The sequence below is a fragment of the Candidatus Nitronauta litoralis genome (assembly GCA_015698285.1).
GTDB lineage: Bacteria > Nitrospinota > Nitrospinia > Nitrospinales > Nitrospinaceae > Nitronauta > Nitronauta litoralis.
This window is the reverse complement of the sequence record CP048685.1, coordinates 241,633-256,463: the sequence shown is the minus strand read 5'-3', so window position 1 is coordinate 256,463 and position 14,831 is coordinate 241,633. Positions and strand designations below refer to the sequence as shown.

The 14,831-nt window shown below is 49.1% G+C and carries 16 protein-coding genes; 3 read left to right on the top strand and 13 right to left on the bottom strand.

Features of this window, described 5'->3' with window-relative positions:
* Positions 1-6 precede the first annotated feature (6 nt).
* From G3M70_01115 to G3M70_01055, 13 genes are all read right to left on the bottom strand, one after another.
* Positions 7-669, bottom strand: a complete 663-nt coding sequence (locus G3M70_01115) for a NifU family protein (protein QPJ60559.1) — start codon at positions 667-669, stop codon at positions 7-9.
* A gap of 102 nt (positions 670-771) precedes the next feature.
* Positions 772-2,478, bottom strand: coding sequence for a carbon starvation protein A (locus tag G3M70_01110; GenBank protein QPJ60558.1), 1,707 nt, complete (start codon positions 2,476-2,478; stop codon positions 772-774).
* Between the two features lie 161 nt (positions 2,479-2,639).
* Positions 2,640-3,305, bottom strand: coding sequence for a hypothetical protein (locus tag G3M70_01105; GenBank protein ID QPJ60557.1), 666 nt, complete (start codon positions 3,303-3,305; stop codon positions 2,640-2,642).
* A 226-nt stretch (positions 3,306-3,531) separates the two neighbouring features.
* Positions 3,532-3,708, bottom strand: coding sequence for a hypothetical protein (locus tag G3M70_01100; protein QPJ60556.1), 177 nt, complete (start codon positions 3,706-3,708; stop codon positions 3,532-3,534).
* 80 nt (positions 3,709-3,788) lie between these two features.
* Complete coding sequence (locus G3M70_01095) at positions 3,789-4,682, bottom strand: DUF4437 domain-containing protein (protein QPJ63667.1); 894 nt, start codon at positions 4,680-4,682, stop codon at positions 3,789-3,791.
* A 69-nt stretch (positions 4,683-4,751) separates the two neighbouring features.
* Positions 4,752-5,051: a hypothetical protein gene (locus G3M70_01090; protein QPJ60555.1), complete on the bottom strand. Its 300-nt coding sequence runs from the start codon at positions 5,049-5,051 to the stop codon at positions 4,752-4,754.
* Between the two features lie 423 nt (positions 5,052-5,474).
* Complete coding sequence (locus G3M70_01085; protein ID QPJ60554.1) at positions 5,475-6,758, bottom strand: adenylosuccinate synthase; 1,284 nt, start codon at positions 6,756-6,758, stop codon at positions 5,475-5,477.
* A 151-nt stretch (positions 6,759-6,909) separates the two neighbouring features.
* Positions 6,910-7,275: a hypothetical protein gene (locus G3M70_01080; protein ID QPJ60553.1), complete on the bottom strand. Its 366-nt coding sequence runs from the start codon at positions 7,273-7,275 to the stop codon at positions 6,910-6,912.
* 22 nt (positions 7,276-7,297) lie between these two features.
* Complete coding sequence (locus G3M70_01075; protein QPJ60552.1) at positions 7,298-7,711, bottom strand: YkgJ family cysteine cluster protein; 414 nt, start codon at positions 7,709-7,711, stop codon at positions 7,298-7,300.
* A gap of 174 nt (positions 7,712-7,885) precedes the next feature.
* Entirely contained in the window at positions 7,886-9,058 is a 1,173-nt protein-coding gene (gene proB, locus G3M70_01070) for a glutamate 5-kinase (protein ID QPJ63666.1), read from the bottom strand.
* Positions 9,059-9,189: 131 nt separating this feature from the next.
* Positions 9,190-9,852: a hypothetical protein gene (locus G3M70_01065; protein ID QPJ60551.1), complete on the bottom strand. Its 663-nt coding sequence runs from the start codon at positions 9,850-9,852 to the stop codon at positions 9,190-9,192.
* Positions 9,853-9,866: 14 nt separating this feature from the next.
* Entirely contained in the window at positions 9,867-10,673 is an 807-nt protein-coding gene (locus tag G3M70_01060) for an alpha/beta hydrolase (protein QPJ63665.1), read from the bottom strand.
* Between the two features lie 306 nt (positions 10,674-10,979).
* Positions 10,980-12,125, bottom strand: a complete 1,146-nt coding sequence (locus G3M70_01055) for a hypothetical protein (protein ID QPJ60550.1) — start codon at positions 12,123-12,125, stop codon at positions 10,980-10,982.
* 200 nt (positions 12,126-12,325) lie between these two features.
* Between G3M70_01055 and G3M70_01050 the strand changes: the two genes are divergently transcribed.
* From G3M70_01050 to G3M70_01040, 3 genes are read left to right on the top strand one after another with little or no spacing between them, the layout of a single operon-like run.
* A complete protein-coding gene (locus tag G3M70_01050) occupies positions 12,326-12,772 on the top strand; it encodes a hypothetical protein (protein ID QPJ60549.1) in 447 nt (148 codons plus the stop codon).
* Positions 12,769-13,593, top strand: coding sequence for a 3-deoxy-8-phosphooctulonate synthase (kdsA, locus tag G3M70_01045; GenBank protein ID QPJ60548.1), 825 nt, complete (start codon positions 12,769-12,771; stop codon positions 13,591-13,593). Before G3M70_01050 ends, kdsA begins: the two co-directional genes overlap by 4 nt.
* 27 nt (positions 13,594-13,620) lie before the next feature.
* The gene (locus tag G3M70_01040; protein ID QPJ60547.1) at positions 13,621-14,571 is read left to right on the top strand and encodes a galactose oxidase; all 951 of its coding nucleotides are present in this window, start codon (positions 13,621-13,623) and stop codon (positions 14,569-14,571) included.
* The last annotated feature ends 260 nt before the right edge of the window (positions 14,572-14,831 follow it).

The window sequence follows — 14,831 nt, the reverse complement described above, 5'->3', positions numbered from 1 at the left end:
CAGAAGCTATACAGGTTTTACAACTAAGTCCGGATGCAATTGCTGTTTGATGAGGCGTTCAATGTGCTGCAGAGTCCCGGTTGTAGATGACGGGCAATCGCCGCAGGCTCCCTGATAGTGAATCTTGACCTCCGTGCCCTCAACATCCTTGAGTTCGACGCCCCCGCCATCCTGCGCGAGTGAATGCCGGATCGACCGGTTCAATACCATCTCCACCGCCTGCATTTGCTTCTCGCGGGCCATGTTCAAAAAATCTTTTACCTCGACTTCGATCTTTTCTGTTTCTTCTGCCGGATAGATGGTGACCTTGTCATCGATCACCTTCCACACTTGTTTCTCAAGCGGGTTCCATCCGACCGCATCCGCTTTGGTGACCGTGACAAAGTTGTTCATGATGTAGACGTTTTTGATTCCATCGAAATCAAAAATGGACTTGGCCATGGCGTCGTCACCGCATTCATCAATACCTGAATAGGAACGTTTGCCATAGGAAAGAACTTGTGTGTTCAATACATACTGTTTGGCGTTGGGATTCGGTGTCTCCCGTGTGCGAACAACTTTGATGGGTTTCTTTCCCGTACCTGCGGGTGGCGTGGAGGTGCCTGTGTTACCGCTGGTGGGGGTGGTTGTTTTCTTTTCGCGCGCTGCCAGGATTTCGCTGATTTTCATTAAACGGACCCGTGTTCTGGATGGAAGTTATGCCCATCATAAAAGAGAATTGCACCTGAAATCAATGCGGATGTTGAATTGGCGATGAATTTTGAAAAGGGATTATGCCTCACTGACTGCCGTGCCTTCATATCGTCTTTTGCCGCGGATCGCTTCCCACCCTTCAAGTCCCACAAATATTGCAAGTCCCGTCAGCACCAGGGCGGAAATTCCGAGGAACAGGTTGGGTTCCGGGGCGGTGAAGAACCGGAAAGATTGCCATAACAATGCCCCGATGGTGGTCACCACCATGAACAGGGCCGGCACCAGGGTGAAATGGGTCGGTTTTTTCACCCCGACCAGATAAGCAGAGATTACAAACAGGGCGACCGCTGCAATGAGTTGGTTGGTGGCTCCAAAGATGGGCCAGATTTTCTGCCAGCCTCCGGTGGCACCAATGGCGAAGGCGACGACCACCACTCCGGTGGTGACATTGTACTTGTTGCGCAGCATCGGCATTTTGGAAGCGCCCAGCTCCTGCACGATGAATCGTGTGATGCGCACGGCAGTATCGAGGGTGGTCAGCACGAAAGTGTTGAGCGCGAGCACGGCAACCATCGAGGCCGCTGTGAAACCCAGAGCCGGGATCATCTGCTGGACCACGTTGCCGAAACCGGAACCAAACGCATGGATCCATCCGCCAGCTTTCAATGTTTCACGAAACCCGAGTTGCGCCATGTCGACGCCGCCACCGGCAGGCGCGACCCAGTACAAACCTCCACCCACCAGCAGAACCGTTGCCACAGCGACGACACCTTCCGTTAACATGCCGCCGTAACTGATGAGCCGGCCTTGTTTTTCATTCTCGAGTTGTTTGGATACGGTGCCGCCCGCTACCAGCGAATGAAAACCGGATACAGCCCCACACGCCACCAGCACGAACAGCATTGGCCAGACCGGACCCTGTCCTTCAGAAACCGCTCCCAAATAGGCGGGCGTGTTGAGTCCGGGGTGCACCCAGATCAGAGCCATCAGGCCAAGCGCCATGCTGCCAAACAGGATGTAGGTGGAAAGGTAGTCGCGTGGCTGCAACAGCATGCCGACTGGCATGACCGAAGCGATGCCCGCATACAGCATCAACACCACAAACCAGAACATCAGGGGCGACAACCCAAGCAGCCCCTCTGAAGGCAAAGGCATAGGGAATTCAAACCCGATGTAAATATTGCCGATCACCGCCATCAGCGCCAGGCTTGTCACCAGTCCAAGCGGCAATCCTTTTTTATAGATGGCCCAGCCGAGGAGCATGGAGATCGGGATGATGGCGAACGTCGGGAACACCATCTCCGGTTGCGCAATGAGGGTCTTGGCGGCGACCACACCGAATACCGCGATCACCAGCAGCATGGCCAGAATCAGGAAAATGGCGAATACCGTTTTGGCGCGACTGCCCATGGTCGTCTCGGCGATGTCGGCGATTGATCCACCGCGGTTGCGCACCGAGACCATCAGCGTCAGGTAATCGTGCACCGCACCGATGAACACGTTGCCGATGAGAATCCAGACGATGGTGAGTGCCCAGCCGAAATGCTGCATGGCGACGATCGGGCCGATGACCGGTCCGGCCCCTGCGATAGAGGCAAAGTTGTGACCGAACAGCACCATCGGTTTGCTGGGCACGTAATCGACCCCGTCTTTCTGGTCCACCGCCGGCGTGGATTGCGCGCTGTCGGGCCGGATCACTTCACGGTCCAACCGCCCGGCGTAATACCGGTAGCCGAGGAAATAGAAGAACAGACACGAAAATGTCAGGATAAACAGCGTGACCATGTAGGTCGCCTCACTGGGACGAATTAATCAGAAAAAAGACTGTCCCTATTATAGTATGAGGTGGGCTCTCAAGGCCTCAAGTTTTTTGAGGGGAGCTAAAGTAGAATGAAGAGGTAAAGTCTATTTAAAGGTATCCACTTCACCCATTTACTTGAATGCGCTTAATGAATAGCAAGCTCTTGAACTGGAATTTCAAAGATAGTCTTATCAAGCTTGTCAATTACGACAATGTAGTTTTCGATCAACTTAATATCTTTTAAAAGGTATTTAAATATTACATCATCCGGTTCGGTTTTTTTTATTTCTTGATCAAATATTACAATTTTTCCTCTTTTTATAATTAATTTCATTTGAAATGCATAAAGAGTGAGGTCGCAAATTAAAGAACATTTTAGGCCAATGGATCTGAACAAACGGGTCTTGAAAACCCAGTTATTAACAAAGCCTTCTTTTCGAAAATCTTCCATCCAACCTTTTAATTCCCTACCGGGAAAATCGTATTGTTTCTCACATTTTTCAATTCCCTTAGTTAGCATATCTATAAAAAACGGGTTTAGCTCCTCATCGTTTAAGGAGTTGTATTTTTTTTCGTCAAAATCTATCTCAATACCCAATACATTACAGGAATTAACAAAACCTTTAGGGTTAGGGGTTTTGCAGCCTACAAAACAAACGCGGTTGAAATCGTTGGTTTTAAATTTAATTGTTTTTAATTGTCGTTCCAAATAAACGCACAAACTTCTCGCTTGTAGTTTAAATGGATAAGAAACTTTTTTATTGTCGAAATCAGCTCTGTCTGGAAAAAGATAAATATCTTTTAATATCACTTTGTATCTGACTCCTTGATTTTAACGAATCTTTGTTTTAATCAGTTTTCCGGTCCCACCAAATTGAAGGAATTTTAATGCTACGTAGCTCTCCTGATTATTTATAGTATAAGGTTAACTCCCGAAGCTTCCAGTTTTTTGAATGGACCGAAACCGCTCAGCCGCAACGTGAATGTTTCCCGCCAGGGACTAGAGGGTGGTCGTTAAAAAACCTGACTCTGGTGAGTCACTTGCAACCCGGTTCGTTATTTCCCACAAGCCAGATGGTGGCTCTTTTGCAGTCATTTCCGTCAGGATGGTGGAAGGGGGTGACTTCTTTTTCTACTGGGGGCACGGTGCGAAGATAAGCGATCACCGAACGCACGTCCTTTTCATCCAGATTCGAAGCGTGATCCCACACCATTCCCTGCCAGTGTAACGGACGTCCGTCCCGTGAAAAGCCACTGCGAATGGCCCGCGCAACCTCCTTGTCTTTCCACTCACCTATTTCGGCTTTTGGATGAGTTGGACTGGGATGACGTCGAACTTGCCTTCCATGCGCATGTAGAGGATGCTCTCCTCTTTCGCATTGGACGACAACCGATGCACGGATTCACCCTTCGAGCTGAAATAACTGCCTGGTTCCAGAGTCTCAACATTATTTTTGCCGGGCATCTGATATTTTGGATTGCCCTGGATTACTACGGCGGTGAAGGTTGATCCGTGGTTGCGTATTTTTCCAGAGTACCCTGCCGGTAGTTTGATCAGGGTCCCATTTAATTGACCGTCCTGCGGGCTCCCCCAAAGATAGGCCACTTTGGGTCCATTCAAAGAGGCAGGAGATCCCGGTTGATCGACCCAGACGATGTTCGATGCATCCACGTTGACGGGTCTTTCCCCACTATCAAAAGCTTTATCTGTCGGAAGGACGAGGTAAGGTCCCTCCTCAATCTCTATGTAGGCAAGCGTGTTTGATCCTTTGACCGCGGTAAGGTGTCCCTCTCCTTTTGGTTGAGTCCAGAAAGAACCTTTGGGGAGCCACATATTCGCCGCACCAGGATCATCGTTATGAATCAGGCCATCGATAACAATTCCACGGTAGGAAACGTTGTGTATATGAGGAGGCGATTTGAAGCCGTCCACTGCCTTAAACAGAAAACCTGTCGGCCCCTTTCCATTGCGATCGCCCCAAAGGGTGGCGGCCATCGGGCTTTTGTCGCCACGGGCGGGATTCAGTTTCTCCCACTTGACTTCAGACGTCAGGATAACCTTTGTGCCTGAATCACTTGCTGACCGGGACGCGGTGTTGTCGGTTTCTACCTGCAGGGTTGAGCAGGCGCTTACCGTTCCTGCCATTGCAATTGATAGTAACGTTAAGAGGTTCCTTGTACGGCGCATATTTTTCTCGAGTGATTTGATTTGGATTGCCATTTTCTATGTGGCTTTCTGGAGGGCTCTAAAAAAACTTTAAAGTACAAGGTTGATCCCCGAAGCTTCCAGTTTTTTGAAAGGTCCGAAACCGCTCAGATGCAGGGTCAGGGTTTCCTGTGACCGAATGAGTTTTGAAAGGTACAGGTTTATACCGGCATGGTTGAAGTGGCGGTATTTGCTCTGATGGGCTTCGGATGGAGGGACTAACGTGATTTTCATTTCCGGCACGCGGCCCAGGCAACAGGTGGTGTCGAGGTCTTCCACGTCGAGTGTGACATTGGTTGACCCTTTTTGGGCAAGAAACTGAACGACTTTATCGTCGAGTTCGAATTTCATTTGTTCCTCTAAGGGAATACCAGATTTACTCCCCCTTCCCAGAAGGGGGCTGGGGGGATTTCTTCCCAAAATTTAAATTTTATGATTGTTCGGGCGTCAAAAGGTAACCGCCGAATTCCAAAAGCCCCCTGCTTCGCTTCCCCCTTCGGAGAAGGGGGAATATTAAAAATCCAAGATTCAAAAGCAAAGGCGAGATTCTTCGCTATCGCTCAGAATGACAGAATAAAGTTGTTTGGTTTTGACCGACGGCGTTGATATGCAGCATTCTAATAACCTGCAAAATCAAAGCTTGTCATTCTGAAGCCCCAAGGGCTGAAGAATCTCGCCCTGGACCTTGCATCTTGACTTAGGCAAAGCTCTCTTTTCAAACGGGGAATATTGGATTCACCCAAAACTGTTACCCGTTCGCCGTCCGCGGAGGACTTAAACGAGATCTTTTTTGATGATGGACTGCACCCGGTCGGGGCCGGTGGAAATGAGTGCGATTTCGATGCCGATCAGTTTTTCGAGGCCTTCGATATAGCGTTTGGCGTTGTCCGGCAGTTTGTCAAAGGTGTCGAGGCCCGATGTCTTTTGTTTCCAACCGGGGAAATCCTGATAGACCGGTTCCGCTTGTTCCATGGCTTCCAGGCTGGCGGGCATCTCGGTCACTACCTTGCCTCCGATTTTATATCCGGTACACACACGCAGGGTTTCCATTTTGTCGAGGACATCAATTTTGGTCAGCACGATGCCATCGATTCCATTGAGCGCTACTGCATAGCGTGCGACCATCGCATCGAACCAGCCGCAACGTCTTGGACGTCCTGTAGTTGAACCAAACTCATCGCCTTCTTTCCGGATCTGGTCGCCATCGGCATCGTGCAGTTCCGTCGGGAACGGTCCTTCGCCAACGCGTGTGGTGTAAGCTTTGATGACGCCAATGACCCGTTCGATTTTGTTCGGTGGAATACCAAGGCCGGTGCAGGCCCCACCCGATGTTGAGTTGGAGGAAGTGACGAAGGGGTAGGTGCCGTGATCGACATCCAGCATGGTGCCTTGCGCGCCTTCGCAGAGAATGGTTTTCCCATCGTTGATGGCGTCCCGCATCAGTGCCTGCGTGTTGCCGATATAGTGGATGATGGTTTCCCGGTGCTCCAGGAGTTGGTCGTAAATGGTGTTGAATTCCGGTAATTCCTGATTGTACAAATTTTTCAGGATGCGTTTTTTCTCATCAAAATTTTCCTGCATCAGGTCTTTAAGTTTACTTTCATCGACCAGATCACAGACTCTCAATCCTACGCGGGCAATCTTGTCTGCGTAGGAGGGACCGATTCCTCTTCCCGTCGTGCCGATTTTGATATTACCGGTCGCTTCTTTCTTGCGGTCCGAGATGCTGTGGTAGGGCAGGATGATATTGGCCCGGTCGGATACCACCAGGCGACCCTCCAGATCGAATCCGGAATTTTTGAGTGCGCATACTTCTTCAGTGAAGGCTGCCGGGTCGATCACGACTCCATTGCCGATTACACACAGTTTTCCGGATCGAAAAATGCCGGATGGGATCAGGTGCAGGATAAATTTATTACCGTCGAACAGGATGGTATGACCGGCATTGTGTCCGCCTTGATAGCGGGCGACCACATCGGCGCGGTCGGTGAGCAGGTCGATGACCTTGCCCTTGCCTTCGTCTCCCCATTGCATGCCGACTAAAACGCAAACGGGCATAGCTTTGCCTTTGTTAAAATTTTCAGAGAAATGGAAATAAGGAACTGGACCGGTGGGATCGGTTCCCAAATTTCATGTAACCGATGAGTTATTATCTTTGAAACGGTAGTAAAAGGCAAGAAGGCAAAAACAGCGAAATTTGGGCCTTAAATCACTCAATTACGTAAGCAGGCATTACGAAGTGGGACAGGGCACCCGTGACGTTCAGGAAGAAAAGGGACAGGATAACGGCTAAATGAACCACCCAGGGCGTTAAATGGGGTTCGGGGAACTGACCGTGCCGGGAGCGGATGTTTCCCCAACCAGCGCAGACTATGAGGGATCCCCAGGCAAAATATTGCCAGACATCGATCATGGCAAAACCAGCTGTGAATTGGGTAAATGCAGACAATTCACCTGATTTGGGGTCGTGCAAGATATCGAAAATGCCCAACCCCAAGCGGATTGTGCAGGTGTAACCAAAGGTGAGTGATCCCAGCAGGGTGTAACCCAGAAGGGTGCTGAATTGAGGTTTCATTTTGATAAACCTCCTATGGGGCCTAAGGCCAGATACTGTCTTTATTTTGCCTTACCAGTTCAGCCGCCACGCCCGGACCTTCCCCAATTCCCGGACAATCCTCACCGACCTTATTCCAGGAATCCCGGGTGCGCAGGTTTTCCTCCCAGAAGGGAAAGGCGCGGCATTGTTTCGGTTTTACCGGATGAATCTTGCATCCTTCCTGACCCAGGAAGGGGCAGGGATCGTTTTCTGTGACCCCCATTTCCCAATGGACGGGGTCTATCGGAGTTAACCGGAATTTTTTCTTAAACTTTCCCGGCCGCAGGTTTAAAAAAGATGCCGCGTTCTCTATGTCCTCTTTATCAAAATAAACCCATCCAGGTTTGGCGCAACATTTGATGCAACCTTTCTGGCATTCGAAACGCACCGGTTCGACCTCCCACCAATGGGTCATTCTGCACTCACTCCTTCAGAATACAGACCCCGAAATTCATTTCCTGATCGAGGGGGAAACGGTTTCCTGCGGCTGTCAGCCGCCCACCAAGGGGTCATGAAAAGCTCCGTAATAATAGAAGTGTTTAGAAAAGGAAGTCGCAAATTTCGCCTGCTGAGCTTTTTGAGGAGAATATTAAATATCGGGTTCGGTCAGGACTACCAGATCGTCGCGGTGAATGGCCTCCTGATAAAACCCGGTTTCCATAATCGATTTTATTTTCACGGATTTCATTCCCATGATGGATTTCATGTCGATTGAATTGTAGTTGACGAGTCCGCGTGCGATTTCGACCTTGTCTTCATCATAGATACGAACCGCCGAACCAAATTCAAATTTTCCTTCCACCTTGGTGATTCCCGCCGGCAACAGACTTTTGCCACGCTCAACCAGGGCCTTTCGTGCCCCGGCGTCCACGGTGACAGAGCCGGAGGGTTTCAGGGTGTGGGCGATCCAGTGTTTGCGGTGATTGATTTTCTTGGGTCCGCCCCAGAACAGGGTACCAACCGTTTCCCCCTTGAAAATCCGGTCGAGGACACGGTGGTCCAGTCCGTTCACTACCAGAGTGGGTACGCCGTAGCTCATGGTTTTTTTGGCCGCCACCACTTTAGTGTACATGCCGCCGCGTGAAAGAGGGTTGGTGCTTTTCCCGGCCCGTGCTTCTACATCCGGTGTGATTTTCTGGACCAGAGGAATCAATTCCGGAGCGGGCTCATTTTTGCGCCGGGCTTTTTGTGGGTCTTCCGTGTAGAGCCCATCGACATCCGACAAAATGATTAACAGTTGTGCGCCAGCGAGGCAGGCCATGGTAGCAGAGAGGGTATCGTTGTCACCGATTTTGATTTCATCGACAGTGACCGTGTCGTTTTCATTGATGATTGGAATAACATCGTGTGCGAGCAAAGCTTCCAGGGTGTGCTTGGCATTCAGAAAGCGTTGCCTGTGTTCCAGGTCGTGATGTCCAAGCAGCATCTGCGCGACTTTTAGTCCCTGTTTTTCGAAATAATGTTCGTAGGTGCGCATCAGGAAGCTCTGTCCGATCGCAGCCGAGGCCTGTTTTTCCGGGATATCGAGTTTGACACGGTTGAGGTTGAGGCGTTCACGACCCGCCATGACAGCGCCTGAAGAAACGATCATGACTTCTATTCCGCTTTTGTGAATTTTTGCGATGCGCTTTGCATAACCCTGGATTCGCTTACGACTCAGTCCCCGTTCCAGAGGAGGTTTGCCGGACTCGTGGTCAGAGATCACACCACTGCCAATTTTGATGACGATGCGTTTCAACTGGCGCAGGATGTCTTGTCTTATATCTGGTTTCATGGGGCCAAAAAGGGGTGGAAAACTATCAGGGTAGGTATCTTAAACCAAAGGGTGAAAGGTCACAAGTCTGCCTGTCACACTGGGTTTTGCTGTAAAAGTTTGTGGTTTTAAAGAAAGAATTAACGGGTAGCGCCGTATTGTTTGAGCAGATCCTGCATGCCTTTTTCCTTAGCCAGCATGGCGGGGGTGACCCCGGGAGTGCGCGTGAATGGATCCTGTGCCGGGATATGCGGGTCTGCGCCCTTTTTTAGCAGCATATGGGCAATTTCCAATTGGTTGCTGAGAGCCGCGTAATGTAAGGGGGTATCACCCAGATTGTCTCTGGCGTTTACATTGGCTCCTTTTTCAATCAGGGCCGCCGCCACTTCTGGAGGACCGAGTTGAGCTACGAAATGGAGGGGTGTACGGTTCCAGATGGGTTCAGGTTCATCGACCGTTGATCCTTTTTCAATCAACAGTTCCGCAATTTCAGGATGGTCCATTTGAACAGCGGTATGGAGAATGGAATTTCCCATCTGGTCCCGGATTTCAACGTCAGCCCCTTTTTCGATTAGAAAGCGTGCGATTTCCAGATTGCCGCTACGAGCTGCAAGGTGGAGAGGGGTGCTGCCAAGTCCGTCTTTTAAGTCGAGGGGCACACCTTCGGCTACCAGGGATTTTACGGCTTCAAAATCGCCCAGGTTTGCCGCATGGTGGAGGTCAGTCTGTTTGGAGCATCCGGCAACAAACAGAATCAATAATAAGAAAACAGCAAGCCTTCTGGCTTTTGCAAATGGGGTCATGGAGTTCTATGAAATTAAGAAACGGCCAGCTTGATAAAGTCCAGGATGGTATTGAAATAATCCTCGCCACCGGTGACGTAAGTGTCGTTATGACCGGAGCCTTTTATATCATAAAACTTTTTGGGTTCGGCTGCAGAATTAAATAAAGCTCGACCTAAACGGTAGGGAATGATTTTGTCGTCTGTTCCGTGGAGGATCAGTTTTGGAATCGTCAGTGTTTTTAATATCGCTTCAGGATCAAACGATGCCCGGAGGAATGGATGTACGGGTACCAGGGGAATGACTTCCCGTGACATATCCCGGATGTTGGTGAAGGTAGACTCCAGAATCAGTCCTGCGGCCCGATTGTTGGCCGCTACTTCAGCAGCAAAAACCCCGCCCAGGGATCTTCCAAACAAAATAATATTCTCAGGCGAAATGTTTTTTCCTTTAACGAGCCAGTCGTACGCCGCCTGAGAATCTTTGGAGAGTCCGCGAGCACCCGGTTTGCCCTCGCTTCTGCCATAACCCCGGTAGTCAAAAATAAAAATATTGGTTCCGAGAGATTGAAGCTTTTGTATATTTTCCGAGCGATGGGAAAGGTTACCGGCATTACCGTGAAACCAGAGCAGGGTAGTTTTGGCTTTAGAAGTAGGGACAAACCAGCCATGCAACTGGGTACCGTCTGGCGATTTGAACCAGACGTTTTCAACGTTCAGTCCTTCAGACTCTGGATTCCATAATCCATTGGGGTAACAGATGGGATGGTAGATAACGCGATTTTCAAAAAATGGGATCAGAACGATAACCAGGCTAACCACCAGAACCAGAGACATGAACATGTCCAAAAGAAATTTCCTTTTCTTTTGATATGGAAGGTGCATAGATTGGTTAGGAGGGAGGTGAAGCCTAAAAACCAAGGCAATTAATCCAGTGGAAGGATCATTGTTATTTAGTTAAAACATTTTCAGTCTGGGTATGTCCTTGGAGAATTATTATTGCGGACCCAATGAATCGCCCCTTGAAAACATAATAGGGGGCAAAGGCTTCGATTACTACCCCTGTTATCAATAAATTTCGCAATTTTTTCATTTTTGCTTGTGGAAAAAACATCCAAAATTCTAAATTTTCTCAATAATTGGAAAGATTTAAGCTGGAGATTCCTCTTCTTTCCCCTTGTTGAATTTTTTATATATTTTTTTTATGAGTGAAAGCAAACCAATGGAAAACAGGGTTCCCAACGAGACGGCGAAAATTACAGTAGTGTCTGAAATCAGTAAATCCGGGAAATGATGTCCAAGTAGAATCAGGATTCCAAATATGAGAGACACGGCACCGCAAATCGCGATCAGGCCCATTGCCGCTACGACGCCTTCCAGGAAAAGTAATAACAGTCCCATGACGATGAAAGTCCACCCGGCAGTTGGAGGGGAGATGAGCCCACTGGCAAAAAGCATCAGGACCAGACAAATTAGTCCTATGGCCCCCGGTACGACGGCACCGAAAACCAGAAAATCAAGCAATAGGAGGACGATACCGGCAATCACCACCCACTGGGTAATTTCCGGATTGGCCAAAGTTTGCATGGCCTCGAGAATCTCGGGAACCTCGGATTCTGACAACTCAAGCTTTTGTGTGTTGAGTATGATTGTTTGCGAAAGCACATGAACCGAACGACCGTTAGCTTTTTCAAGAAGTGTATCCAGGTTTTCTGCTGCCAGATCAATGGCTCCCAGATTAATTGCTTCTTCCGCAGAAAACGACTTCCCCTCCCGGACCACCTCTTCGACCCAGGTGGTTTTCCGCCCCTGGCTGGAAGCCAGAGTTTTCAATAAGGCCGTTTGCTGGATCATGGTTTTATTTTTTTCAGCCGCTTCTTCGGGAGGCAGGGGGATATCAAGATCGTCTTCCGGGGGGGCACGGCCGAATTTGGTTTCAGGTGCCATTGCAGCAAGATGTGAAGCTTCCAGCAAAAATGTTCGGGCCAGGGAGGGAGGAGAATCCTGCCGGGGCACGAACGCAACAATCGGTAGTTTTGAGTTTTGAATGGTCTTAAGGGTATGGAGGAGTGCGGGACTAAAATCTCCAGTTAAACTCAATTTTAAAATAACGAACGCAAACTTTTCCTTTTGTGCCCGGCCAATTTCCTCTTTTACAAAAGAGGCAATGATAGGATTGAGTTCGCCTTCGATTGGAACTAATAGGGATTTGTCTTTCGGTGGGCCTTCTGCAAAACCAATATCGGGTGTGAGCAATATTAATATGCAAACCATGGAGTTCAGTAACCAACGCATATGGAGAGCCTTGTTGAAGCCCTTTGAAGGGCAGGAGGTTGAAACATAAGCAGGTTGGCAAAATATACAAGAATATATCCTAACATGTTTTTCAGGTAGCAATCCGAAGGGCTCTTTTAGATACAAGCACTCGGTCTTTGGTGCTAGACTACGCTTTAGAAATTAGATTTTTTATATTAACTCTGCTGAATTCAGGATATATGGATTACAAAACACTTTTCATTGTGGACCCGGTAAAAAACGAACGGTTGCAGTTGGCCAAATTTGTGAAGCAGGAAAATTTCACTGTTGTTGTGTTTGCCAACTTTCAGGATTGTGTCAAACGCTCCGGATTGCTCAAAAGCAGCCTTGTGGTTTTTGTAATGCGCAAGGGAAAGAATGAGCTTCATCACCTGATAAAAAATGCCCGTGACAAAAAAGTCCCCTACATAATCCTGATCACACCGGATGCTCCGGATGTCAACCTTGAAGACTTGCGCAACAAAGGTTTTAAATCGGTTTATAAAGCGGGTAACCACGAAAAGGTTCGCGAAATTACCTACAGTCTTTTGGCCCCCGATGGATTGATGCCTCGCACGGAACAACCACACCCGATTCCGATTCCGTTTATTGGGGTGAGTATCCCGGATATGGAAGAAAAATCATGACGCGTGAGATAAAAGTTGGAAACGTTTCCATGGGGGCCGAAAAGCCGTTGGCCGTAATCGCTGGACCCTGTGTGATCGAATCCCGCCAACACGCGATAGATTGCGCGGGAAGACTGAAAACTATTTTTGATGAAGCCGGCATTCCCTTTATTTTCAAAGCCAGTTACGACAAGGCTAACAGGACTTCTATCGAATCCTTTCGAGGCCCGGGAATTGAGGCGGGGCTGGGAATTCTTGCCGAAGTCAAAAAAGAAATCGATGTTCCGGTTTTATCCGATGTACACGCTGTGGAAGAAGTTGACCCTGCCTCCCAGGTGCTGGATATTTTGCAGATCCCGGCATTCCTGTGCCGTCAAACGGATCTGGTCATCAAGGCTGCTGAAACCGGTAAACCGGTCAATATTAAAAAAGGACAATTTCTTGCTCCCTGGGACATGAAACATGTTGTCGATAAGTTTAAAACGACCGGGAATGAGAATGTGAGCCTCACTGAACGTGGATTCATGTTCGGCTACAATAACCTGGTGGTCGATATGCGGTCCCTCGTGGTCATGCATGAATTCGGTTGCCCGGTAGTGTTCGACTGCACCCACAGCCTGCAATTGCCGGGTGGGCAGGGCACAACGTCTGGCGGACAACGCGAACTGGTGGCTCCCTTGACACGTGCTGCGGTTGCAGTGGGGGTGGATGCGCTGTTCATGGAAGTGCACCCGGACCCGGACAACGCTCCATCTGATGGACCCAACATGATCAAGATGGAAACACTCCCTGATTTACTTGAACAAATAAAAGAACTCGACCTGCTGCGGCCGGGTCGCTGAACTCGTCTCTTTCAAAAGGAGGTCGCGATGTTCTCGCAATATTTAAAATCCTCTCTTCTGTTTTTTCTGGTTTCATTTATTCCCCTGCAAGTGTGGGCCATCGGTTCGTGGCAGGAAATGGGTCCGACTCCTTCAAAACGAACTGAGGTTGCGGTTACAGCGCTTGATGGAAAAGTTTATCTGTTTGGCGGTTTCGGAGAAAAAGGGATCAGCAACAAAGTTGATATATTCGATACCGCTACGAGTACCTGGACAGCCGGATTCCCCATGCCGGAAGCTCTGCACCACACAGTTGCAGTTACTCTGGAAGGAAAAATTTATATCATAGGCGGTTTCAAGTCCGGCATGTGGACCCCCACCAATACCCTCTATGAGTTTGATCCCAAAGCCAACCGCTGGACTAAAAAAAAATCAATGCCAACAGAGCGCGGTGCTTTGGCTGCAGGTGTGATCCACGGCAGGATCTACGCAGTCGGTGGAGCACAGCGCCATATCTTCAGTCTGGCTAACACCGCTGCGAATGAAAGTTACGACCCCCACACCGACCAATGGACTTCTCATAAACCCATACCCACACCACGTGATCATTTCACCGCGACTGTCTGGCAGGACAAGTTGTATGCAATCGGCGGACGGATCAATGTCGACTACAATCAGAACCTCGGAGCGAATGAAGTATACGATCCGATCACGGACACCTGGTCAAAACTGGCGGCATTGCCAACTCCGCGAAGCGGGGTCACCTCACAGTTACTGAATGGAAAAATTTATGTATTCGGTGGGGAGTCGGGTGAAGGAACTTTTGATGACAACGAAGCCTATATTCCAAAAACGGACAAGTGGGAGAAAAGACCGGATATGCCGAAACCCTGTCACGGGTTAGGGTCTGCTGTTGTTGGAAACAAGATTCATTTGCTCACCGGCGGACCCAGCCCCGGCGGTGGAGGCAGTCGCTATCATCAGGTGTATTCGGAGTAGAAAGGGAAGAAGTTAGGCACGCCCCGGATAAGGTGGGAGGACCCTATCCGAGGAGTTGGACGTGCCAGTTCGAATCTTCATCGTTTTAATAGCAATCCCCGTGCCACACAGCCTGAAAATAATAACTCTATATAAAACAAGGGTTTCTTGTTTTGCCTGCCTGTTCCCATCCATGAACATTTTTCCTTTTTGTGCAGAAGTTTCCCTCTATTTTGCGACAGGGGTTAAGTCCTGCAGATGTTTGCCGTAACCTACGTTAG